21 protein-coding genes and 1 tRNA gene are annotated in these 24,287 nt (G+C 49.4%); 16 read left to right on the forward strand and 6 right to left on the reverse strand.

Annotated features, from left to right (window positions below; genetic code table 11):
- The first annotated feature begins 13 nt into the window (after positions 1–13).
- From QQL65_RS13025 to pgi, 7 genes are all read left to right on the forward strand, one after another.
- Positions 14–640 (forward strand): LysE family translocator, encoded by a 627-nt coding sequence (locus QQL65_RS13025; RefSeq protein WP_284365242.1) that lies wholly within the window; start codon positions 14–16, stop codon positions 638–640.
- Between the two features lie 12 nt (positions 641–652).
- Complete coding sequence (coaD, locus tag QQL65_RS13030; protein ID WP_284365243.1) at positions 653–1,147, forward strand: pantetheine-phosphate adenylyltransferase; 495 nt, start codon at positions 653–655, stop codon at positions 1,145–1,147.
- Positions 1,144–1,776 carry a peptidylprolyl isomerase gene (locus tag QQL65_RS13035; protein WP_284365245.1) on the forward strand — a complete coding sequence of 211 codons (633 nt, stop codon included), beginning with the start codon at positions 1,144–1,146 and terminating at the stop codon, positions 1,774–1,776. The genes coaD and QQL65_RS13035 overlap by 4 nt, the downstream gene beginning before the upstream one ends.
- Positions 1,777–1,860: 84 nt before the next feature.
- Positions 1,861–2,331, forward strand: a complete 471-nt coding sequence (locus tag QQL65_RS13040; protein ID WP_284365246.1) for a peptidylprolyl isomerase — start codon at positions 1,861–1,863, stop codon at positions 2,329–2,331.
- Between the two features lie 22 nt (positions 2,332–2,353).
- Entirely contained in the window at positions 2,354–3,430 is a 1,077-nt protein-coding gene (queA, locus tag QQL65_RS13045) for a tRNA preQ1(34) S-adenosylmethionine ribosyltransferase-isomerase QueA (RefSeq protein ID WP_284365248.1), read from the forward strand.
- On the forward strand, positions 3,427–4,563 hold the full coding sequence (tgt, locus tag QQL65_RS13050; protein WP_284365250.1) for a tRNA guanosine(34) transglycosylase Tgt: 1,137 nt from the start codon (positions 3,427–3,429) through the stop codon (positions 4,561–4,563). Before queA ends, tgt begins: the two co-directional genes overlap by 4 nt.
- 8 nt (positions 4,564–4,571) lie before the next feature.
- Positions 4,572–6,203, forward strand: a complete 1,632-nt coding sequence (pgi, locus tag QQL65_RS13055; protein WP_284365251.1) for a glucose-6-phosphate isomerase — start codon at positions 4,572–4,574, stop codon at positions 6,201–6,203.
- Here pgi and QQL65_RS13060 read toward each other — a convergent pair.
- The gene (locus tag QQL65_RS13060; protein ID WP_284365252.1) at positions 6,200–7,510 is read right to left on the reverse strand and encodes a di-heme oxidoredictase family protein; all 1,311 of its coding nucleotides are present in this window, start codon (positions 7,508–7,510) and stop codon (positions 6,200–6,202) included. The two genes, pgi and QQL65_RS13060, sit on opposite strands and share 4 nt — an antisense overlap.
- Positions 7,511–7,618: 108 nt before the next feature.
- Here QQL65_RS13060 and QQL65_RS13065 point away from each other — a divergent pair, with 108 nt between their 5' ends.
- Both QQL65_RS13065 and QQL65_RS13070 read left to right on the forward strand, forming a co-directional pair.
- Positions 7,619–8,506 carry a DMT family transporter gene (locus tag QQL65_RS13065; protein WP_284365254.1) on the forward strand — a complete coding sequence of 296 codons (888 nt, stop codon included), beginning with the start codon at positions 7,619–7,621 and terminating at the stop codon, positions 8,504–8,506.
- 77 nt (positions 8,507–8,583) lie between these two features.
- Entirely contained in the window at positions 8,584–9,528 is a 945-nt protein-coding gene (locus QQL65_RS13070) for an ornithine cyclodeaminase family protein (protein WP_284365256.1), read from the forward strand.
- 4 nt (positions 9,529–9,532) lie between these two features.
- Here the strand turns inward: QQL65_RS13070 and QQL65_RS13075 are convergent, their stop codons facing one another.
- Together QQL65_RS13075 and QQL65_RS13080 are read right to left on the reverse strand one after the other, a co-directional pair.
- Positions 9,533–10,141 carry a helix-turn-helix transcriptional regulator gene (locus QQL65_RS13075; protein WP_284365258.1) on the reverse strand — a complete coding sequence of 203 codons (609 nt, stop codon included), beginning with the start codon at positions 10,139–10,141 and terminating at the stop codon, positions 9,533–9,535.
- Complete coding sequence (locus tag QQL65_RS13080; RefSeq protein ID WP_284365260.1) at positions 10,138–11,253, reverse strand: aminotransferase class I/II-fold pyridoxal phosphate-dependent enzyme; 1,116 nt, start codon at positions 11,251–11,253, stop codon at positions 10,138–10,140. The genes QQL65_RS13075 and QQL65_RS13080 overlap by 4 nt, the downstream gene beginning before the upstream one ends.
- Before the next feature lie 114 nt (positions 11,254–11,367).
- Between QQL65_RS13080 and QQL65_RS13085 the strand changes: the two genes are divergently transcribed.
- Both QQL65_RS13085 and QQL65_RS13090 read left to right on the forward strand, forming a co-directional pair.
- Positions 11,368–12,327: a pyridoxal-phosphate dependent enzyme gene (locus tag QQL65_RS13085; protein WP_284365261.1), complete on the forward strand. Its 960-nt coding sequence runs from the start codon at positions 11,368–11,370 to the stop codon at positions 12,325–12,327.
- 45 nt (positions 12,328–12,372) lie between these two features.
- Positions 12,373–12,981, forward strand: a complete 609-nt coding sequence (locus QQL65_RS13090) for a 5'-methylthioadenosine/S-adenosylhomocysteine nucleosidase (protein ID WP_284366291.1) — start codon at positions 12,373–12,375, stop codon at positions 12,979–12,981.
- Between the two features lie 79 nt (positions 12,982–13,060).
- On the opposite strand, the gene QQL65_RS13095 is transcribed toward QQL65_RS13090, so the two are convergent.
- Positions 13,061–13,136 (reverse strand) — tRNA-Lys (locus tag QQL65_RS13095).
- 95 nt (positions 13,137–13,231) lie between these two features.
- Positions 13,232–14,071 (reverse strand): hypothetical protein, encoded by an 840-nt coding sequence (locus QQL65_RS13100; protein WP_284365262.1) that lies wholly within the window; start codon positions 14,069–14,071, stop codon positions 13,232–13,234.
- A 169-nt stretch (positions 14,072–14,240) separates the two neighbouring features.
- Between QQL65_RS13100 and glmU the strand changes: the two genes are divergently transcribed.
- From glmU to QQL65_RS13115, 3 genes are all read left to right on the forward strand, one after another.
- Complete coding sequence (gene glmU, locus QQL65_RS13105) at positions 14,241–15,581, forward strand: bifunctional UDP-N-acetylglucosamine diphosphorylase/glucosamine-1-phosphate N-acetyltransferase GlmU (RefSeq protein WP_284365264.1); 1,341 nt, start codon at positions 14,241–14,243, stop codon at positions 15,579–15,581.
- Positions 15,582–15,591: 10 nt separating this feature from the next.
- Positions 15,592–17,418, forward strand: coding sequence for a glutamine--fructose-6-phosphate transaminase (isomerizing) (gene glmS / locus QQL65_RS13110; RefSeq protein ID WP_284365267.1), 1,827 nt, complete (start codon positions 15,592–15,594; stop codon positions 17,416–17,418).
- A gap of 98 nt (positions 17,419–17,516) precedes the next feature.
- Entirely contained in the window at positions 17,517–18,242 is a 726-nt protein-coding gene (locus QQL65_RS13115; protein ID WP_284365270.1) for a DUF502 domain-containing protein, read from the forward strand.
- Here the strand turns inward: QQL65_RS13115 and recG are convergent.
- Positions 18,239–20,347 carry an ATP-dependent DNA helicase RecG gene (gene recG, locus QQL65_RS13120; protein ID WP_284365272.1) on the reverse strand — a complete coding sequence of 703 codons (2,109 nt, stop codon included), beginning with the start codon at positions 20,345–20,347 and terminating at the stop codon, positions 18,239–18,241. The genes QQL65_RS13115 and recG overlap by 4 nt on opposite strands.
- A 126-nt stretch (positions 20,348–20,473) precedes the next feature.
- Here recG and QQL65_RS13125 point away from each other — a divergent pair, with 126 nt between their 5' ends.
- Both QQL65_RS13125 and mfd read left to right on the forward strand, forming a co-directional pair.
- A complete protein-coding gene (locus QQL65_RS13125) occupies positions 20,474–20,761 on the forward strand; it encodes an FAD assembly factor SdhE (RefSeq protein ID WP_284365275.1) in 288 nt (95 codons plus the stop codon).
- Positions 20,761–24,285, forward strand: a complete 3,525-nt coding sequence (gene mfd / locus QQL65_RS13130; RefSeq protein ID WP_379863266.1) for a transcription-repair coupling factor — start codon at positions 20,761–20,763, stop codon at positions 24,283–24,285. Before QQL65_RS13125 ends, mfd begins: the two co-directional genes overlap by 1 nt.
- The last annotated feature ends 2 nt before the right edge of the window (positions 24,286–24,287 follow it).

The raw sequence follows: 24,287 nt of genomic DNA on the forward strand, positions 1-24,287 counted from the left end.
TGGGGACTAGTCTATGATTTTGCTCGAGCCATCTGCGTTTATCGCATTCATTACAGCGTGCTTTTTCTTGGCCATCGTTCCAGGACCAACCGTCACTTTGATCGTCGCTAATGCTCTCGCAAGAGGCCCCGTTGCTGGCCTTCTGACAGTTCTGGGTGCGCAAATCGCCATATTCCTAATGGTGATTGTCGTCGCACTTGGCCTTCAAGCGGTAATTGGATTTATGAGTTGGGCATTCTTTTGGGTGAAGCTAGTTGGTGCCGCCTATTTGTTGTGGATCGGTTATAAGATGATCACCAGTAGGTCCGGTTTGGTATTTGACGAAAACACAACTGTCAAAAGTGGCCACCAATCGGTCGTTCAGGGCTTCGTGGTCACGATGTCAAATCCCAAGGCGCTGCTATTTTTGGGTGCATTCTTACCACAGTTTATTGAACCTTCAGCAGCAACCGCGCCGCAAGTCATAGGCTTAGGGCTTATAACCATGCTGGTATTTACAATTCTAGACAGCATTTATGCAGTTGCTGCAGGTGGCACGCGCAAGTTTTTGACCCAACAACGACTTTCAATAGTCAACAAAATCTCAGGGTCGCTCTTGATTGTCGGTGGCGCATGGTTGGCGCTGCAACGCAAAATTTAGGAAGGAAACTCGATGACAAAGCAAGTAGGCTTCTATCCCGGCTCATTTGATCCCATAACCAATGGCCATTTGGATGTCATCGAACGCGCGTGTCGTTTGGTTGACAAACTAATTGTCGGCGTCGGCGTACATCACTCCAAGTCTCCGTTGACCACAACTGAAGAACGATTTGAATTGCTGCAGCAAACTACCGGCCCAATCGCCGCGCGCAACAATACTGAACTTGAGCTAGTCACATTTGACAAATTGATGGTGCAAGCTGCGCGCGATGTTGGCGCAAATATCATCGTGCGCGGATTGCGCGACACAACCGACTACAATTATGAAATGCAGATGGTCGGCATGAACGCGCAAATGGCGCCAGACCAGCAGACTGTTTTTGTGCCATCTAGCCCGCACGTGCGCCATATTTCAGCAACGTTAGTTCGCCAAATAGCACAAATGGATGGCGACATCTCTGCGTTTGTGCCTGCGGCCGTTCTCAAACTATTGGCAGACAAAAAATGAGTGAAACACCTAAATCAAACAACGTAGCCGTCACACTTCTAGTTGTCGGCTTGCTTGCCGTTGTTGGTTATATGCTTTTCGTCAATTACCGGACATCGGCGCCGACACCAGTTGAGCCGACTGAGTATGCGGCTTGCGAAACCCCGGTTGCGCCAGCAGGCGTAGAAGTCGTCAACCTGCAACTCAAGCTAAAAACTGGCGACGTAAAGCTTGAGCTTCGTCCAGATTTGGCACCCAAACATGTTGAACGTCTAACCACATTGGCCAAACAAGGGTTCTATGACGGCATAGTTTTCCACCGCGTAATCGATGGGTTTATGGCGCAAACGGGTGATCCAACCGGCACCGGAATGGGGAGTTCTGACCTGCCAGATTTGCCTTCTGAGTTTACCGATACACCCTATCAGTGCGGAACAATCGGCATGGCGCGCAGCCAAAATCCAAATTCGGCCAACTCGCAATTTTTCATTACATTCCAAGATGCACGGTTTCTAGATGGTCAATACACTGTCTTGGGTTATGTGCGTGAAGGTATGGAACACATTCACCAAATCAAAAAAGGCGTCGGCCAAAACGGAATTGTGAAGGATCCAGACCAGATGATTTCACTCAAAGTTCTCGATCAATAGGCAATCCGCGACCAAATAGTCAAAGAATGGGGCTAGCACATTAGCTCTTGTCCGTATAAGTAGGCGGCAACAAAGGAGATTACCATGGTTGAAATCAAAGACCGCGAAAACACATTGTTGCTTGAAACGTCAAAAGGCAGCGTCGTCATTGAAATGTATCCTGACGTTGCGCCAAAGCACGTTGAGCGGATCAAAGAGCTTGCTCGCGAAAATTTCTACGACGGAATCGTGTTTCACCGTGTAATTGATGGATTCATGGCGCAGGTTGGTTGCCCTCTAGGCACAGGTACTGGCGGATCAGACAAGCCAGATTTGGCCCAAGAATTCAACGAAACACCTCATAAGCGCGGCACTTGTTCCATGGCACGCACAATGGACCCGAATTCTGCCAACTCACAATTCTTCATCTGCTATGGCGACCAAGGATTCTTGGACGGTCAGTATACAGTTTGGGGACAAGTGATTGACGGTATGGATGCAGTTGATGCTTTGAAAAAAGGCGAGCCAGTGCAAGACCCAGATCAAATCTTGTCAATGCGCGTTGCTGCTGACTAACTAAAACCCCGGAAAAACCAACATGCGCGTCGATCAGTTCGATTTTGAACTGCCCGCTGACCGTGTGGCACTGCATCCCGCTGTGCCACGCGATAGCGCGCGTATGCTTGTTGTTGACCCAGCAAAAATGTCAGCTGGCGAACCGCCAGCTGATCATGTCGTCACGGATCTACTGGATTTTCTCCGCCCGGGGGATATTCTGATCGCCAACAATACGCGGGTTCTACCTGCGGAATTGGTGGGAAAGCGTACGCGCGGCGAGGCAGTTGCCAAAGTCACCGTCAATCTGCACAAACGCGACGCCACAGATCTTTGGCGTGCTTTCGCGCGACCTGCCAAAAAACTCAAAGTTGGTGAGCAAGTCGCTTTTGAGGCTGTAGGCATGGAGCCGCTAATCGCTACTTGCGAAGAAAAAGGCGAGGCGGGCGAAGTTCTCTTGCGTTTTGAAGTTGCTGGCGCAGAACTTGATGAGGCGATCAAGGCGCGCGGCGCGATGCCGCTGCCACCCTATATCAGTGCAAAACGTGATCATGATGATCAGGACGATACTGACTATCAAACGGTTTATGCGCAACACGATGGCGCAGTAGCTGCACCAACCGCCGGTTTGCATTTTACGGATGAATTGTTGGATAACATTGCCAGCAAAGGCGTCGAAATTGATTATGCGACGCTGCATGTGGGGGCCGGTACTTTTTTACCGGTCAAAGCCGAAGACACTGATGACCATAAAATGCACGCAGAATGGGGCGAACTCAGCGCCGAAACTGTGGCAAAAATAAAAAAATGTTGGGCAAATGGTGGGCGGTTATTCGCTGTTGGCACCACAAGTTTGCGAGTGCTTGAATCTGCGGCATTTGATGGAGAACTCAAACCGTTTTGTGGCGAAACCGAAATCTTCATCACACCAGGTTATCAATTCAACGCAGTTGACGTGTTGATGACAAATTTCCATTTGCCCAAAAGCACTTTGTTTATGCTTGTTAGCGCCTTCTCAGGTCTGGACAATATGCGCAATGCCTACAAACATGCGATTGATAACGAATATCGCTTTTACTCTTTCGGCGATGCGTCGCTTCTGTTTCGGGAACAAAAATGAGCCAGCAATCATTCTCATTTGAATTGAAAAACACCGACAATGGTGCGCGCTTAGGCAATATTTCGACGCCGCGCGGCGACATTCGCACACCTGCCTTTATGCCTGTTGGTACTGCCGCCACCGTAAAAGGTATGTATCCCGAACAAGTGGAAGCGCTTGGAGCGGATATTATTCTTGGCAACACATATCACTTGATGTTGCGTCCTGGCGCGGAACGCATGGCAAAATTGGGTGGTTTGCATGAGTTTGCGCAGTGGAAAAAGCCAATTCTGACTGACAGTGGCGGTTTCCAGGTTATGTCTTTGGCAAAATTGCGAAAACTCAATGAAAATGGTGTTTCTTTTAAGTCCCATATTGATGGCTCTTCTCATCTTTTGACCCCTGAACGATCGATTGAAATTCAGACCTTGCTCGGCGCGGACATCCAAATGCAGCTCGACGAGTGCGTGGCACTGCCAGCCGAACTTTCTGAAATCAAACGCGCAATGGAATTGTCTGTTCGCTGGGCGGAACGATCAAAAACAGCGTTTGGCACACAACCAGGTCATGCACTATTTGGCATTGTGCAGGGCGGCGACAATGAAGTGTTGCGCCTGCAATCCGCTAAAGAACTGACAGGCATTGGTTTTCACGGTTACGCCGTTGGTGGTCTTGCTGTGGGCGAGCCGCAAGAAACTATGTTTGAAGTACTCAACTACACAACGCCCGCACTGCCAACCGATAAACCACGCTATTTGATGGGCGTTGGCAAACCTGACGATCTCTTAGGTGCTGTGAAACGCGGAATCGATATGTTCGATTGTGTTCACCCAACGCGCGCCGGCCGCCATGGCCATGCCTATACGCGGTTCGGTGTTATCAATATCAAGAATGCACGGCACAAAGAAGATAGCCGTCCGCTGGATGAACAGTCGCCAAATGAAAATTGTCGTCGTTTTCAGCGCGCTTATTTGCATCATTTGATGAAAGCGAACGAAATGTTGGGTGCGATGCTTTTAAGCCAGATCAATCTGGCTTATTACCAAGAATTGATGCAGGGCGCGCGCGCTGCAATCGCAGAAAACAGATATGACGATTACGTCGCTGAAACCCGTGCGGGATGGGAAAGAGGCGACATCGACCCCATAGAATAGGTGAAAATATGCCCAAAAACGTTGCTGAGAATCTCGCGAAGCTAAAAGCAGAACAAAATCGGTTAAGTCGCGAGCATTTGCGAAGAATGTTCAAGAATGATCCGCAACGTTTTAGCAATTTCTCCCTAAATTCTGGCACACTTTTTCTCGATTATTCGAAGAACATCGTCGACCAAGAAGCCATGAATGTTCTGCTTGACCTGGCGCGTAATTCTGGTGTTGAGCAGCTCCGCGACAAGATGTGGGCTGGCGAACACATCAACCTAACTGAAGATCGTGCTGTCATGCACATGGCACTGCGCCATCAAGGCGACGACGATTTACATGTCGACGGTGAGAATGTTTCAGCACCAATTCGCACTGTCTTGGCGGCAATGCGCAGCTATTCAGCAAAGCTCAGAAACGGTGAAATCGCGGGCTCAACGGGAACTAAGATTACCGATGTGGTCAATATCGGCATTGGCGGATCTGATCTCGGGCCAGCAATGGTCGTTCGCGCACTAAGCCCATATGTCTCTGAAATAAAACCGCATTTTGTTTCCAATGTTGATGGATCAGACATCGCAGACACACTTGCTGGCCTAGATCCGGAAACGACATTATTCATCGTGGCGTCGAAAACCTTCACCACTGATGAAACCATGACAAACGCTAATTCTGCACGCAAATGGCTTGCAGAAGCACTGGGCGATAAGGCTGTAGGTGATCACTTTGTTGCGGTATCAACCAACTTGGATGCGTGCGCTGAGTTCGGCATTCAAGAGGATCGAATCTTTGGATTCTGGGACTGGGTCGGCGGGCGATATTCTGTGTGGAGCGCCATCGGCCTTTCGGTGATGTTGGCAATCGGGCCCGAGAATTTTGACGAGTTCTTGGCCGGTGCAGCTGAAATGGATCAGCATTTCCTCACCGCGCCACTTGATAAAAACATGCCTGTTATCATGGCTTTACTCGGTGTTTGGTACAGAAATGCATTTGGGTACTCGACCCATGCCGTCCTGCCATATGACGAGCGTATGGGCCGTTTTGCAGCCTATCTTCAGCAACAGGATATGGAGAGCAACGGGAAGTCCGTTCAACGCGATGGCAGTACGGTGGACTATGCCACTGGTCCAATCGTCTGGGGTGAGCCTGGCACCAACGGACAACACGCATTCTACCAATTGATCCACCAAGGCACCGACGTTATTCCTGTCGATTTTTTGATCGCTGCGCAAGGCGAAACGGACTACCCGGAACATCACGAAAAGCTGGTTGCCAACTGTTTTGCGCAGTCTGAAGCGTTGATGTTGGGTAAAACCGCTGACGAAGTAAGATCAGAGCTTGAAGCGCAAGGCTTGAGCGATAGCGAAATTGAAGAATTGACTCCGCATAAGGTGTTTCCAGGTAATCGACCTTCGAATACCATTATGTATCAGAAGCTTACGCCAAAAACGTTAGGTAACCTAATCGCGCTTTATGAACATAAGGTGTTTGTGCAGGGCGCCATATGGAACGTGAATTCATACGATCAATGGGGCGTCGAGTTGGGCAAGCAATTGGCCAAAGCGCTTCTGCCAAAGGTGCAAGGAAGTGCTGATGCGAAAGATCATGATAGTTCGACACAGGGCCTGCTTGAGCACTTCCATGCGTTGCGCTAGAGCGAGTTCAGAAAAGCGATAAGGGCGTTCCGCTCATTTGTTGAAAGTGAGCGGAAAGTCTCTTTTGTGCGCTCAGCTTCGCCGCCGTGCCACATAATTGCTTCTATCAGGTCGCGGGCCCGGCCATCGTGCAGATAGAATTGATTGCCATTTACTTCTTCAGTGTAGCCAATTCCCCAAAGTGGCGGTGTCCGCCATTCGCGCGCTAATTCGGTCTCACCATAAGTAGGATCGCTCAGGCCCATACCCATTTCGTGTAAGAGCATATCCGTGTAAGCCCCGCGATATTCTTGAGATTCCGAAAACACCGGAACATGGCATGATGCGCAGCCGATTGCGGAGAATATGCCTTCGCCACGGCGCACTTCCGGATCATAGGCATTGCGACGCGGCGGCACATGTATATTTGCGCTGTAGAGCGCAAGAATGCGCGCTTCATTCACATCTAGCTCGGTTTTTTTGTTCTGCGGCTGCTCGAGACTAGCTTCAAGACACTCAACCTGCTTTTGGGTGCAATCCCCCGCATATGCTGGAAATAGTGGCGTTGATATGCCCATATCACTGCTCGCAGCCTTTGCTGTCTGATGCAAAACAGTTGGCGCTGTTGCTTTCCATCCGAACCGCCCAATTTCACCATTTTCCATCAATGATATTCTGCCCGAAATACCATCGCCATTGACATCCTCAGGATCAGCAAATGTGCTCAGCGTTTCGAACCCTATTTGCTCCAAATACCCTAGGCCGATTATTTGCTGGGGAAGTCGACCTGAAAGTTCAGCGTGTTCATGCAATTGTCCGTAATTTGCGGCGCCAATTTCAAATATAGGCGTGCGCAACTCAACTGGCGTGCCATCTGACAGGCGGTCCAGCGTTGCTTTATATGACACGAAAACCTCTGCTTCAGTTGGTGTGCCCACGGCATTTGATTGGATCTGTGCGCCATAGATTGGGTCGGGGAGTGTTCCATACAGGGCAGAAGGGATACCTACAGCAATGACATAGGCGGTTGGTCTCTCTCCTTTTTCTGGCGTTTTACCCCTGCCACCGCGGATATGGCATGCTGCACAGGCGTTCGCAGAGAAAATTGGGCCCAATCCACTCTGGCTTCCATTCGCGTGTCGATGGACTTGCCATTCATGGTGAAATAGGCCGCGACCGTAGTTAAACTTGGCCAAATCGGATGAGTTGAGAGCTGGGTCTGCAAGTGAAAAAGCGGTGGGGCCAAATGGCACAAGTTGTTCGGCCACCGCAACCGAACTGAATGCAATGCCAATCAAAAAGCCAAACAGTCGAATTCTCACTCGCATAGGATTAAGCCTATCACGACCAAAATACTTGGATAGAAATAAATTGTGTTGCAGGTTTATTTGGATAGACTAGCTTTAAACTACTCCCATCTCGTTCTTGAGAACACCATGTCAAATGATAGCTTTGCAATTGCCCTAAGGGTAGGGTCTGGCCTGCTTTTTGCGGGAATGGTCGCTTGCGTAAAGCTTGCAGCGACCTCGGAATCACCAACGGGACAAATCGTGTTCTTCCGCAGCGCGTTTGCGTTAATTCCGTTGGTTTTGTTCCTTGTAATCACGCGAGAGTTCCCATCGGGCCTATATACAAAGAAGCCAATCGGGCACCTTTTGCGGTGTTTGACTGGGTGTGTGGCTATGTTTGGCAGCTTCGCTACTCTTAGCTATTTGCCAATCGCCGAAGCGACAATTTTGACCTATCTGTCACCCGTCCTGGTGGCGATACTCGCAGCGGTTTTTCTAAAGGAAGATGTGAATAGCACAAGATGGATGGGGATTGCCCTAGGCGTAATCGGCACACTCGTCCTCATTGTACCTCAACTTACAGGCGAAGTTGACCAAAACTATGCTTTTGGCATTGGCCTTGGCGTATTTACGGCAATCGTTACGGCATTTGCAATTATCCAAATTCGGAACTTGGCAAGAACCGAAAATGCCGGGGCAATTGCATTCTACTTTGCCTTGGTGTGCGCAATTGCAGGATTGATGACTGCACCATTTGGGTGGACACAACCGTCTATGCCAAGCTTGCTTGCACTGATAGGCGCGGGGTTATTTGGTGGCTTCGCACATATTGCGATGACGCTAAGTTTCAAATATGCCGAAGCATCAAAACTGGCACCATTTGATTACTTATCTCTGATTTGGGCAATTGGAACTGGTTTCGCCATATTTGGCGATTTGCCGACGATCAGTTTCTATTTTGCGCTGCCTTTCATATTGTTGGGTGCAATGTTGGTCGCCTTTAAAGATGGGTTCCGTCGTCATTTGCCACGTTGACGCGGCTTGTTCGACGAACACTTGACTTGGTAGACAAAAAGGCCACTATAGACAAAGAGTCTAAAAGTGGTGGTGCCGTGCGTATATTGCAGCGAGAAGAAATTGTTTCATTGTGTGACTTTGACGAAATGGCAAGTGCCATTGAACGGTCATATGTCGCTGTATCGTCTGGATCAGCAACAATTCCGCCTGTCGGCTATATTCAGTTCCCTGAGCAAAATGGTGACTGCCACATCAAATTTGGCCATTTGCATGGTGACGACGTGTTCGTCATCAAAATTGCTACGGGATTTTACAACAACCCAAAGCTGGGCTTGCCGACAAGCAATGGCATGATGGTGGCACTCTCAGCCAAGACAGGTGAGGTTTTGGCTGTTTTACAAGATGAAGGTTATTTAACGGATGTTCGGACCGCGATAGGGGCTGCCATTGCCACCAAAGCACTGGCGCGGCCAAACGCCAAAAAACTGCTGATTATTGGTGCTGGCATTCAAGCGCGTGAACAAGCTTTGGCGCACAACCGGTTCCTGCCTGAGCGAGATTTTAAAACGACAATCTGGGCGCGCAACAAAGACAAAGCAGCTGAGTTGGCGCAGCAATTAGCGAAGCGTGGCATAGCGGCAAATCCTTCAGACGCATTGGAAGAGGAATGTCGGGCCGCTGACATAATTCTGACGACAACACCCAGCGTTGAACCAATTGTCCAATCTGATTGGATTGCGCCAGGGACGCACATAACGGCTTCAGGGGCCGATGCGCCGGGCAAGTGTGAACTTGATCCCGCACTGGTGCAACGTGCGCAATTGTTGGTGGCAGACAAGGTCGATCAATGCCTTGATCATGGTGAGTTTTCTAATGCTGCGCTCGATAAAACTCGTATTATTGAGCTGGGTGAGGTTCTGGCGGGGAGCGCAGGTGGGCGGCAAAATGACGAACAAGTTAGCATTGCTGACATGACGGGCCTTGCTAGCCAAGATATCGCTGCGGCAACAACAGTCTTGAAGGCTGCCGGTGTTTCGTAATGGCTCAGGATTCCTTCAAATAATTGTAGATTGTAGCTCTACCCAACCCGAGTACGCGTGCAACATAGTTCACTGAGTGCTTGGCAGCGAACGCCTTCTTTTGGTCAAGTGCGACCACAAGCGCCTTTTTTTGTTCGCGATCCAAACGTTCAACCGCGAGATTTTGCTCCGTCGCCCAGGCGTTGATAAACGCATTGATTTGCTCATGCCAATCGTCATTGAAAAGCTTTTCCGGTTTTGCTTTGTCACCCGGCAAGTTCATTAGACTGGTCAAGATTTGCCGTGCTTGGTCAAACTGGGAAAGATCTAAATTGACGCAAACCAACGCCGCAGCGCTTCCATCTTCGTCGCGAATGACAATTGAGATGGATTTGATCAATCGACCGTCCCAGTTTACTTTGTCGTATGGTCCAATAACCTGTTCCTGGGGATCAAATTCTATCTCTTTCAGATTTGATGGATCACCGATTTCACGCTTTGAGAAATTGTTCGCAATATGGATTACGCACTCGGTCGCTATGTCATGCACGATCACTTCCGCATTTGGCGCCAACAAGGTCGCGACGCCATCCGCTACGTTCACTGCATTTTGTATTGCGGCGCTGTGGGTCAATTGTTCATTCCCTTGGTAAACTCGGCTAGCTGTTCTAGGCCTGCTTCCAGATGTGATTTTGGGGCCCCAACGCCAATCCGAATATATCCATCCATGCCGTAACAATCTCCGGGTAAGAGCATGATGGAGCGTTGCTCGCGCATGCGATGTACCAAGTCAGTTGAATTGATGCCCATATTGTATCGAACAAATGCCATACCACCAGCTTGAGGTAGACGGCACGAATAGTTCTCGTGATGCGCTTTAACCCAATTATCGAGCATCGCTACGTTTTCATTCAGGATTGTCCTGCTGCGCGCCAAAATCTCATTTCGTTTTTCTGGTTGCACTACAATGTTTGCAGCGAACTCGCTAACCGCGCTTGTCGTGATTGAGGTATAGTCCTTGCAGTGCCATGCACGCTCAATAACTTCGGTTGGACCGCACAACCAGCCAACGCGAAGACCGGGCAGAGCCATCGCTTTGGATAACCCGTTGGTGGCTATGCCTTTTTCATAGATATCGGCGATACTTGGTCCCTCATTGCCATCTAGCTCGGACCCTTTGTAGACTTCGTCAGCATGGACATAAATGTCGTATTGGCGTGCAAGGTTCACGATTTCCGTCAGCATCTCAGTAGGGATAACGCTACCGGTCGGATTGTTTGGCGAACAATAGCTTATCATTTTAGTCTTGGCGGTAATCGCAGACTTCAGCTCATCCAGATCGGGCAACCAGCCATTCTCTTCACGGAGAGGCACCTCAATAACCTTGACGCCAAGTGCCTTCGCCCAGCCCCACATTTGCAAGTAGTTAGGCACAACTACAACGAGTTCGTCGCCTGCGTTGAGCATCCCCATAACCAAGACAAAATTTGCTTCGGCTGATCCATTGGTAACAATCACGTTGTCTGTGGACTTGTTTTCATAAAGTTTTGAGATGGATTGACGCAGTTCAACGCCGCCATTTGTCCACCCATAGCCCAATTCTACATCAAGCAGTTTTTCAATCTCTGCACTTGAAAGCAATTCACGCAATGAGTAGGGGTGAACGCCGCTATCCGACAAATTATAGTCGACAGTGTTTTCGTATAGCGATTGAATGCGCTCAATTGAGAATTCTACAATATCCATCGTGTCCTCCGAGTTGCGCAACCATATCGTGGATAGAGCGAGATTAAAAGTCTATATTAGACAAAATGTATTGTTTATGATTATCTCAGCTGAAGCTAAATAGGAGACGACCGCGTGGAAGATCAAATTTGTCAATCAGCTGCAGCATCTGTTCGAGCGCGAAGGCGGATTGCAGACCACATTTATATGACGCCTTGCCTGCCTGCCAAATTGCTCGGCGAAGTGCTTGGGTGTGATCTGCACTTCAAAGCGGAAAACTTTCAAAAGACAGGCTCGTTTAAACTACGCGGCGCGTTGAGCAAACTCACGACATTGCCGACCGATCAGAGGGTGGTTACTGCGAGTTCTGGAAATCATGGGATTGCCTCTTCATTTGCAGCATCTGTCCTGGGGCACAATCTTACCGTCTATTTGCCTGAAGGCGTATCACCTGCAAAACTTGATAAGATCAAGTCATTTGGCGTGGACGTCGTACTTAAAGGCAGCGATTCTGGCCAGTCAGAAGTCATTGCACGCGCCGCGGCCGCAGCAGATGAAAACCTAACCTATGTTTCTCCATATAATGACTACGAGATTATGGCGGGTCAGGGCACCATCGGTCTAGAAATCGTAGAGCAAGTTCCAGAGGTGGATAACGTATTTATCTCGCTCGGCGGCGGCGGGTTAGTCAGCGGCATTGGTTCAGTGTTCAAGGCATTTGGCACAAACATCAATGTAATCGGCGTTTCAGCCAAAAACTCTGCCGCATTAGATGCTGCGATCAAAAATGGATCTGTGGTCGATGTGCCGCACCTTGATACATTGGCAGATGGTGTCGCTGGCGCGATGGATGAAGATAGCCTGACACTTCCAATTGCGTCGGCCGTGATAGATGAACTAGTTGTTTGTGATGAAGCTGAAATTGCATCGGCGCTAAAGTTGCTAGCACGCAAGGAACACCAAATCGTTGAGGGCGCGGCTGCATTGGCATTGGCGGGGCTAGTTAAGAACGCGGAAAAATATCGCGGACAGACCAACATAGTCTTATTGTGCGGCGCGAACTTCGACGAACAGAAAATTCTCCCACTGATTTGAAAAGACTAATCTATGCATGACCGTCCCGGTAACAAGAATTACGAGTTGTTAGAGCTTGCAAACGGCAAAACGGTTCTTCCATTGATGGCCACTGCAGCTGAGTACCTATCTGAGCTCAAAAAGCTTATTAATCCGGCCATCGTCGGTGTTGGTCCGGTTGAAGCAGCAATCAACACCTGCCGCATCATTGAGCGCCTGCAGGTAACACCTGACTTTGTGGTGTTGCTCGGCTCGGCAGGTTCAGCAATTTTGGGGCAGGGCGAAGTTTATCAGGCATCAAGCGTAAGCTATCGCGACATGGATGCGACGCCTCTTGGTTTTGCACCTGGCCAAACCCCGTTTCTTGAACAGCCGCCAATAATTCACTTGCCACATACTGTGCCGGACATACCGAGTGTGTCATTGTCGACCGGCGGCAACATCATTCTCACGGATCAGTTCGATCTGATCGAGCAAGACATGGTCGATATGGAAAGCTACGCGGTTCAGCGCGTCTGTCAGTCTTATGATTTGGATTTAATCGTGCTTCGCGGCATTAGTGACGGACCAAAAGAGCTCAAAGTCTATGAAGATTGGACCGAGCTTCTACCGACCGTCGATAAGAACTTGGCGACCGCATTTCAAACAACAGTCAACTGGTTGGCGAAAAAGTAAAACCACTATTGCTTTGCAAATTCACATTAAGAAGTGAATGCAAGCCGTTGAACTAATGAATTTATCGAATTTGGGAGAATGGTGTGCCCGGAAGGATTCGAACCTTCGACCGTCCGATTAAAAGTCGGATGCTCTACCAGCTGAGCTACGGGCACTTAGTGTTCATCTGCGAACAGCGCGGACAATAGTTTTATTGGCTGCTAAGTCAACAAGAAAAATCGAAGTTTTTGAATTTTTCTTTCCAACCCATTTAGCGACCTAGTTCAACACCACCAAAACCGCTAGCTTCGCACGTCAAACCGGTTTGAGAAATCTGCAAACATAACGAGATCGTTTCTGAGATGTCCGCAATAGGACCAGCGATTAGTCGCCATTTTTCAGAATCATTTCCAACCGGCAAAGCACGTGGTTCTAATCCAATGAGCAATGTGCCTATATTGGCTTTATACTTTTCCCAAGCAACAGACGTACTGTTCATCTCGAGAGATGGCCCAATGATCAGCCCAAATTCAGTCGCGCTAATCTCAACCACGGGCATTTTCTCGACGGGTTCCTCTGTCATCATCTCGCTGTCGTCGACAGCTTCAGGTAATGCTTGCTGCAGTGTCGCGGGTGCGGCCTCTGACATCGGTCGATTGTCAAACAGGTTCGACTGAGTGACTTTTACGTTTTCGTCGCTTTTTATGATCTCTTCGCCATTTGCTTCGTTGATTGACGCGGTGATCAGCGAGCGGTCAATAGTTGCGTCAGCTGGCAAGGCCTCAAGCAGCATTGGAATGCTAGATTCAAGGGCGCGGACGCGACGCGAGAACTTCGAATTTGACTCTTCACCCAACGTAATACGCGTTCCGGCGATGGAGTTTTCGCGCTTAATAGATGCAAATTCCAGGCGGATCTTTGTCAATTCGGCATGCAGTTGGTTGATCGTGCCGGAAGTCTGACGTGTTTCGCGTAAAGCGTTGAGATATTGCGAAGGCACAAAGTTCGCAACGCTTGATAAGAGCAGCATTGTGGTGACCACACCTACAGCGATGAAGCCCCATATCTTAACGTCAGCTTGCTCAAAACGGTTGAATTCAGTCGATGCCAAATTCGTCTCCCATGTCCGCCGAAAACCCCGCACGAATCGCGATGCAACTGTAATCATTATTGCATAAGTTGAATATTTGGTTCATGGGCTGCTTGGATGTTTCCATTTTGCCAACACATTCTTGCAATAAGTGAACGACAGATATTCAATTTCGGAGCAATATCCGCACATGACTGCTATTTTGACGATTGTACTCGCGGCCGGTGAGGGCACGCGCATGAAATCAAAAACACCAAAAGTTCTGCACAAGGTTGGCGGTTTGCCAATGCTGGCACACGTGGTGAACAGTTGCCAGCGCGCCGGGGCGGATAAAATTGCAGTAGTTCTTGGGCCAAAACATCAAGAATCAGAAGAATATATTCAAAAATTGAATGCGGGCATTGAAACGGTCACGCAGCATGAGCAATTGGGTACCGGACATGCCGCAATGCAGGCGCGCCAACATTGGCAAAAAATGGATGGCTATGTCTTCGTCCTTTTTGCAGACAATCCCATGATTCAACCGGAAACAATTGAACGCGCGAAAGCCGTATTGGATGACGGTGCTGACCTCGTAGTTGTCGGATATGAGCCCAAAAACGCATTTGGCTTAGGTCGACTGGTAATGGAAGGCGATCAGTTGGTGAGGATCGTTGAGGAAAAAGACGCCTCTGAGCAAGAACGCCAAATCGGCTTTTGCAATTCAGGCATTATGGGTTTTAAAACCGATTGCCTGAATGCAATTATTGACAAGATTGATAATGCAAACGCTCAAGGCGAGTACTATCTCACCGATGCAGCGCAAATCGCTCGCGATAATGGGTTTGTGGTGAAAACCTCGACCAGTCCAGAAGCAGAGGTTTTAGGTGTCAACGATCGTCGACAACTCGCGATGGCGGAAAACACATTCCAACAGCGTATGCGGGAAAAGGTGATGATTGGCGGGGTCACCCTGATCGCGCCTGAGACCGTTTTCTTCTCCCATGATACCAAAATCGAAAATGATGTCGTGATTGAACCGAATGTAGTTTTCGGCGCAGGTGTGACTGTCAAAAGCGGTGCGGTTATTCACGCGTTCAGTCATTTGGAAGGCGCAAATGTGGGTGAAGAAGCTCAAATTGGACCTTACGCGCGACTGCGACCGGGCGCCAATATGGGCGCAAAAAGCAAAGCGGGGAACTTCGTTGAGGTCAAAAAATCTGACATTGGCGTCGGCGCAAAAATCAATCACCTGACCTATATTGGCGATGCTGAGGTAGGTGCCGGTTCAAATATCGGCGCAGGAACCATCACCTGCAATTATGATGGGAGATACAAATATAAAACAAACATCGGAGAGAACGCATTTATCGGATCGAACAGTGCGCTAGTGGCACCTGTGACGATTGCAGACGGTGCATATGTCGCTTCGGGAAGTGTTGTTACGCACAATGTAGAAAAAGATGCTCTGGCAATTGGCCGGTCCAAGCAAACTAATAAACCCGATTACGCCAACACGATTAGGCGTCGTTGGAGTGAGAAAAAAGACTAGAGGGAATACTATGTGCGGAATCGTTGGAATCGTTAGCGACAAGCCTGTCGCCGATCGAATTGCAGACGCGCTCAAACGACTTGAATATCGCGGTTATGATAGCGCGGGAATTGCAACGTTTGATCAGGGTAAAATGGACCGTCGTCGTGCGCCGGGGAAGCTGACAAACCTAAAAGCACGCATGGAAGAATCACCCCTGGCCGGGAACATCGGTATTGGCCACACAAGATGGGCAACGCACGGCGCTCCAACCGAAGAAAATGCTCACCCACATATGACCGACAAGGTTGCAGTGGTCCACAATGGTATAATTGAAAACTTTCGCGAACTAAAAGACGAATTGGCTATCGACGGATATGCGCCGATTTCTGAAACTGACACAGAAATGGTTGCGTTGTTGGTAACGCGTGAAATGGATCGCGGCGCGGCACCGTTTGATGCTGCGGCAGCAGTCATCAAACGCCTAGATGGCGCGTTTGCGCTGGCAATGATGTTCAAGGGTGAAGAAAACCTGATCATCGGTGCGCGACAAGGTGCGCCGCTTGCCGTCGGCCACGGTGATGGCGAAATGATTTTGGGATCTGATGCAATTGCATTGGCGCCTTTCACCAACAAGGTCACCTATCTTGAAGAGGGCGATTGGGTTGCAATAACCAAATCCGATATGCGCGTTTTTGACCGCGAAGGTAATCCAGTGAATCGCCCAGTTTCGACAGCGAATACCGGCGCTGAATCTGTGAGCAAAGGCAACCATAGGCACTTCATGTCGAAGGAGATCTATGAGCAACCGGATACGATCTCGCACACGCTTTCCAATTATGTGAATTTTGCTGAACGCAAAGTGCAACTGCCGCAAGAATTGCCGTTTGATTTCGCAAAGCTCTCACGACTGACTATTTCAAGTTGTGGCGGATCCTACTATGCGGCAATGATTGCCAAATATTGGTTCGAAAAATATGCGCGCTTGCCTGTAGAAGTCGATATTGCATCAGAGTTTAGGTATCGCGAACCGCCGATGGAAAAAGACGGTTTGGCGTTGTTTGTTTCGCAATCGGGTGAGACTGCGGACACGCTTGCAGCCCTTCGCTATTGTGTTTCTCAAGACCAGCATATTGCCTCGATTGTGAACGTTGCCGAGAGCACGATTGCTCGTGAATCCGATGTTGTGTTCCCGACCTTATGTGGACCTGAAATTTGCGTTGCCTCAACCAAAGCAACTACTGCGCAGCAAACCGTTTTGGCCACGCTGGCTATTGCTGCAGGCAAGCAACGCGGAATACTCAGCGACGCTCAAGAAGCAGAAATGGTAGATGCTCTAGCTAAGTTGCCGGGTGCCATGTCTAAAGCGCTGGCATCGGAGCCAAAAATTGCAAGTTTGGACAAATCTTTGTCCAAGGCAAAAGACGTGTTTTATTTGGGGCGCGGCGCGCTCTATCCTGTTGCGCTCGAAGGTGCACTTAAGTTCAAAGAGATCACCTATATTCACGCAGAAGGTTATGCAGCGGGCGAACTAAAACATGGACCGATCGCATTGATTGACGAAAAAGTGCCCGTCGTGGTCGTTGCACCGTCAGATGCGTTGCTTGAGAAAACGCTGTCGAATATGCACGAGGTAGCTGCACGTGGTGGAAACATCATTCTGATCACCGATGAAGCAGGTGCCAAACAAGCCGGGCCGGACATCAACGAGATCATCCTGATGCCAGAGGTCCACGAACTCGTGCAACCGATAGTTGCAACAGTGCCTGTCCAACTGCTCGCATATCACACAGCTGTATTTATGGGCACTGACGTGGACCAACCGCGTAATTTGGCAAAATCAGTGACCGTAGAGTAAGCAGTCGCCACAAGTTGATCAAAATTTAGCAATGTCTGATCGGTTATGTATCAATCAGGCATTGCACAATCTTGAGGGCGCTCTATATAGATCAGACTATGAGCGAAAAACCTGAAAACAATAGTCACGACGAAGATCATCACGCCCATCAGGTCACGGCAGGACGCCGCCTGACCAACTACTTTTTGACAGGTTTGGTGATAGCTGCGCCGGTTGGACTGACGATTTATATCACTTGGTCGATCATTCAGTTTGTCGATAATTTCGTCAAACCGCTCATTCCACCACAATATAATCCAGATACCTATTTGCCTGTGAATATTCCAGGCTTTGGATTGGTAATCGCTGCATTCGCGATTGTAATGCTTGGCTTCCTGACGGCGAATCTTGTCGGACGGACGCTTGTACAATTTGGTGAGTCCATTTTGCACAAAATGCCTTTTGTTTCAGTCCTTTATCGTGGTTTGAAGCAGATTTTTGAGACTGTTGTAAGTCAAAGTCATTCCAACTTTAAGCAAGTTGGCTTGATCGAATATCCGCGCAAAGGACTTTGGGCATTGGTTTTCATTTCAACCGATGCAAAAGGTGAGGTGGCTGAGAAAGTTGCAGGCGAAGGCATTACCAGCGTGTTTCTACCGACCACGCCAAACCCAACATCTGGCTTCTTGTTGTTCCTGCCAAAAGAAGAAGTTCATATTCTCGATATGAGTGTTGAAGATGGTGCAAAGCTCGTGATTTCTGCTGGACTGGTTGCTCCAGAATATCAAAAGAAAACAGCAGAATTAGCCGAGAAATCTGGCGCTGCAAAAAAGAGCAAGCGCTAGCCTGCGCGGATCAGTGGGATCGCCAAGTCTTTTCTGAACAGATACAATAGCGTTCGGATTGCCTGACCCTCTTCACCCTGCAAGCCCGGATTGCGTTCCAATACGTCAATCGCATCTTCATGAGCAACTTCAAGCAAGTCTTTGTGAAAGTCCGGTATGGCGATTCTGAAGCCAGGCATGCCCGATTGTCGTGTGCCCAGCAAATCACCTTGACCTCGCAACTCAAGGTCTTTTTCGGCGATCTCAAATCCATCTTCTGTCGCTCGGATGGTTATTAGTCGTGCTTCCGCCATTTCTGTAAGCTTTTCGCCGTGCAACAAAAGACAAGCTGATCTTTGGCTGCCACGTCCGACGCGCCCACGCAGCTGGTGTAACTGCGATAGGCCGAACCGTTCAGCATGTTCTATGATCATGATGGTTGCGTTTGGGACGTCTACGCCAACTTCAATTACGGTCGTGGCCACCAGTATAGAGAGTTCGTTGTTTTGAAAACGCTCCATAACGGCCTGTTTTTCGTCGGCCTTCATTCGACCATGCACAAGTCCAACGCGATTTCCGAAAACATTTGCGAGCGATTTATGTCGGTCTTCTGCCGAAATAACGTCTAGATTCTCGGACTCTTCAACCAAGGGGCAGACCCAAAACGCCTGCGCGCCTTCAGCGACTTTCGCCTTTAGTCGTGAAATGACGCGGTCATATTCGCTTGCGGCCAATACTGCAGTGTCGATTGGTTGACGGCCTGCTGGCTTCTCTTTGAGCAAACTGACATCCATGTCCCCAAAGTGCGTAAGTACAAGCGTTCGAGGGATAGGGGTTGCTGTCATCACCAGCAACTCTGTCTTGCGTCCCTTTTCAGAAAGCGCAAGCCGCTGGTGGACGCCAAAACGATGTTGCTCGTCGACAACGGTGAGCCCTAATGACTTAAAGAGAACGCTTGATTGGAAGAGCGCGTGCGTACCAACTACGATATCAATTTCGCCAGACTCAATACGCGCTTGGATAGCTCGACGTTCGCCAACCGGCATTTTTCCTGTCAAAAGAGCAGCTCGAAGACCTGCTTGTTCAGCAATTGCCGAAATGGTCGCATAATGTTGCGTTGCTAAAATTTCAGTGGGCGCCATCAAGGCACTCTGATGTCCAGCTTCAGCCATTGCGGCCATTGCCATTAAGGCGACAACTGTCTTGCCTGAGCCGACATCGCCTTGCACCAAGCGCGCCATCTTGCGGTTTGATTCTAGGTCCTTTTCAATGTCGAGCACGGCCTGATCCTGGCCTTCAGTAAGCGCAAAGGGAAGTGCACTGCGCACTTTTGCGGTGATTGTTCCATCAAGTTGCCGCTGAACACCACTTTCTCGTGTCATCGTCGCACGTACCAACTGTAGCGCCAGTTGACCCGCAAAATATTCATCATAGGCGAGGCGCGCGCGCGCAGCCCCTTCAATTTTTGCGTCAGCCGGTGTCTTCGGGTTGTGCGTTTGATGCATCGCTTCACCAAAAGAGGGCCAACCATTCATTTGAATGCGTGCAGGGCTTATCCACTCTGGAACTGATGGCAGCTTTGACAATGCAAATTGCGTGACCAGCTGCAGTTTTTTGGAGGTTAATCCATGCGTGAGTGGGTAAACAGGTTCCACGAGCGGTAGCTCATCAAACTTGTCTTCGGCAACGATGTAGTCTGGGTGATTAAGTTGCGCCATGCCATGGTAAAACGTGACGGGTCCTGAAACGTAGCGTTTTTCGCCAACAGGCAAAGTTTTCTCAAGCCAGGAAGCACGACCAGCGAAATAGGAAATTGTGATTTCACCGCTCTCGTCATGCGCTTCAATCCGATAAGGCACCCGTTTGTTGTTGCGCGGCGGCGGTAAATGACGATCAATATGCAATAGAAATGTCGAAATCGCGCCTGGTTGCGCAAACTGAACGCCCGGTTGTTGCCTTCGATCTATAATGCCAGACGGCATATGCATCAGCACGTCTAACAATACCGCATCTTGATTCTCTGGTGCACCAAAAAAGCTCGCCATTAGCTTGCTGAGCTGCGGGCCGACGCCTTTTACGGTGCTAACAGAAGCAAAAAGTGGGTTTAGAATGTCCGGGCGGGCCAAGGATTGTTCCTAGTTCTCGATGTTTTGAGCAATTTATATTGATTTTCTGCTGGGCGGAAGGCTGACAAATCCAAATTAACCGCGTAAATGAAAGTTCCAATTCAGCAACGCATATGGTGGCAGCTTGTGACAAGTACAAAACGTGAAAATCATCAGGATCGCCTGAAGAAAATCAAATACCGAGCGCACCACCGTGGCACCCAGGAGATGGATATTATCTTGGGCGGTTTTGTTGACGGCGTTATCGCAGACTACAGTCCTGAGCAACTTGACGACCTTGAATCGTTGATGGGGGAAACAGATGCGGACCTGTATAATTGGATTATTGGCAAAGAGCCGCTCGACAAAGCCCCACATCCTGATTTGTTGAAACAGATTGCTAAATACCAACACAGTCGTGTTTCTGACGAATAATGGCAGACATCGACGAACATACGCTTTCACATGATAAACGCTTAGACGTAAATGCGTTGTCGCCCAATCGGTTCATAACCGGAGTGCCTGACGGCATGCAACCGATTGAACTCGCGCGTCTGATTGAAAGCGAAAGTGCTGCCAATCCAGATCGAAAAGTGTCTGTCTGCTTTGTCGCGCGCGACGGTCGTCGGATGCAAAAGATGGCGGAGCTTATTAAGAAGCTGATGCCCGCACATAGTGTATATTTGTTTCCCGCTTGGGATTGCCTTCCGTATGATCGTGTTTCTCCCAACGCGGCTGTGTTGGCAGAGCGGATGACAACATTGGCGGCACTTCGCAACGCTCAAACCAAAGGCGCTGTAGTTCTGACAGCTGTGAATGCTATTGTGCAGAAAACTGTTTCAACACAATTTGTTGATGAGTTTTCTTTTAGCGTTACATCAGGTCAAGATGTGAAAACCGAAAAACTGGTTCAATGGGCCACAGTCAATGGCTATATGCGCGTGCCAACGGTGCGCGAGCCTGGCGAATATGCGGTTCGTGGCGGACTGATCGACTTGTTTCCGGCCGGGTTTGAGAACCCTGTGCGGTTTGACTTTTTCGGTTCAAGCCTAGAAAGCATTCGAACATTCGATCCCGAGACCCAGCGTACAATCGCCCAACAAAAGGCGGCAACAATGGTGCCGATGGGTGAAATTGTATTGCAGGATGAAACGGTTTCACGATTTCGACGTGGCTACACGGCCAGTTTTGGTGGCAATACCGCAAATGACCCCCTTTATGCTGCGATTAGTGCCGGGCAGCGTTTTGCAGGTATGGAACACTGGTTGCCGCTGTTCCATACCGAAATGGGCAGCCTTCCTGACTTTCTGGATCAAGCACCACTTGCGCTTGATGAACAAGCCAACCAGGCAATCGCCGAGCGTCGGACCCAAATTGCCGATTACTACGACGCGCGCCGGGAAGCATTTGAAGAAGGGGACGTAGGGTCAGTCTACAAACCCTTGCCTGCCGAACAGCTATATATGTTGGGCGACGAACTCGCGCTCGCAAATAATGCCGACGTGATTCAAATAACGCCGTTTTCGACGCTTGAGAGTGATCTCAAATCAAGTGAAAACCGGAATGGGCAGTTAGCGCCGAACTTTTCGAAAGAGCGACAAGCTGAGGATATCAACTTATTTGAAGCTGTCATTGCGACAACAAGAGCGCGCGCAAGAGATGGTCGCCGTGTCGTGATTGCTTGTTGGACAGAAGGCACGCGTGACCGCATGGCGCAGGTGCTTAAGGACCACGATGTCACCAAGACTAAGTTGATCGAACACTGGCCTCAGGTTTCAACGCTAAATATCGGCGAAGTTGGTCTTATAGTTTTGGGGCTTGAAAGCGGCTTTGAAACCGAAGAAATCCTCGTTTTGTCTGAACAGGATATTCTTGGTGAACGGATTATTCGTGCCTCGAAACGTCGAAAGGGTGCTGAAGCACTTACCGAGGCCACGGGATTAGCTTCCGGCGATCTGGTCGTGCATGTCGACCATGGCATCGGCCGTTTCGTAGGGCTAAAGGCAATCGATGTGATGGGCGCACCGCATGATTGTGTGGAAATTGAGTATGCGAAAAATGATCGCCTTTATTTGCCAGTCGAAAACATTGAACTGCTTTCGCGATATGGGTCAGATGCAGGCGATGGGATTTTGGACAAACTTGGCGGCGTCGCCTGGCAAGCCAAAAAATCCAAACTCAAGAAACGCATCCGCGAAATGGCGGAACAACTCATTCAAATCGCTGCCGCACGTACAATGTCGAAGGGCGATGTGGTTGAACCACAAATGGGCGTTTATGAGGAATTCTGTGCGCGTTTTCCTTATGAGGAAACAGAAGACCAACTAACAGCTATCGATGCAATTTTTGGCGACCTTACGTCTGGTCGAGTGATGGACCGATTGGTATGTGGCGACGTTGGCTTTGGAAAAACGGAAGTTGCATTGCGTGCGGCCTTCGCTGTTGCTCTTTCTGGCAAACAAGTTGCGGTGGTTGTGCCCACGACATTGCTGGCGCGTCAGCACTTCAAAACGTTTTCTGAGCGGTTCGCCGACCTGCCTGTTCGTGTGCGCCAAGCTTCACGTTTGGTCTCGGCCAAGCAACTAAAATTGACCAAAGATGGCCTTGCCGATGGCAGCGTTGACATTGTCATTGGAACCCACGCATTGCTGGCAAAGACAATAAAGTTCAAAGACTTGGGGTTGCTTGTTGTCGATGAAGAACAGCATTTTGGCGTGGGGCACAAAGAACGACTTAAAGAGTTGAAGTCAAGCGTTCACGTTCTGACATTATCTGCAACGCCAATTCCGCGTACTCTTCAATTGGCGCTTACGGGTGTTCGTGATCTTTCATTGCTTGCAACCGCACCAGTTGATCGATTATCCGTTCGAAGCTTTGTTCTTCCGTTTGACCCGTTGGTCGTTCGTGAGGCGTTGCTGCGAGAGAAATACCGGGGCGGTCAATCTTTCTACGTGGTGCCGCGTATTAAAGACCAGGCTGAGATTGTTAGATTTCTCGACGAACACGTACCAGAAGTTTCCTACGTGGTCGCAAATGGTCAAATGCCACCTGGCGAACTTGATTACATCATGAACGCCTTTTACGATGGGAAGTTTGACGTTCTCATCGCCACCACAATTGTCGAATCTGGGCTCGATATTCCGACAGCGAACACGTTGGTCGTTCACCGCGCAGATAACTTTGGACTTTCACAACTGCACCAAATACGTGGACGCATCGGCCGGTCAAAGATTCGCGCTTACGCCTTGTTCACCACGCCAACCCATCAGAAACTTACTGATACTGCGACCCGACGACTGACGGTTCTACAGTCACTCGATAGCTTGGGGGCAGGGTTCCAACTGGCGAGCCACGACCTCGACATACGTGGTGCCGGCAATATTTTGGGTGAAGAGCAGTCCGGGCACATCAAAGAAGTGGGCTATGAGCTTTACCAAGCAATGTTGGAAGAAGCCGTGGCCACGCTCAAAAGTGGCGGCAATTTGGACGAAGAAGACGGCAAGTGGTCTCCCCAGATTTCGCTTGGCATGCCGGTTATGATTCCAGAGACATATGTGCCAGATTTGCAAGTGCGGATGCAGCTCTATCGCCGGTTGGGCGATTTGACCGAGTCAGAGGAAATCAACGCCTTTGGTTCCGAGTTGATAGACCGGTTTGGTCCGCTACCTGAGGAAGTGCAGCATCTACTCAAAATTGTGTTGGTTAAATCACTTTGTCGAACTGCGAATGTCGAAAAAGTTGATGCGGGTCCCAAAGGTGCGGTCATCACCTTAAGGAACGGGATATTCCCAAATCCTCACGCATTGGTGCAACTGGTTGCAGATCCCAAAGAACACGCTAAAGTGCGCCCGGATCAAAAGTTAGTGTTTTCGCGTAATTGGCCCGACGCCAACAAAAAACTTATGGGGGCGGCAAGAATACTAACTCAATTGGCCAAGCTGGCGACTTCAGCTAGCTGACA

The organism is Maritalea porphyrae (assembly GCF_030159895.1).
GTDB lineage: Bacteria > Pseudomonadota > Alphaproteobacteria > Rhizobiales > Devosiaceae > Maritalea > Maritalea porphyrae.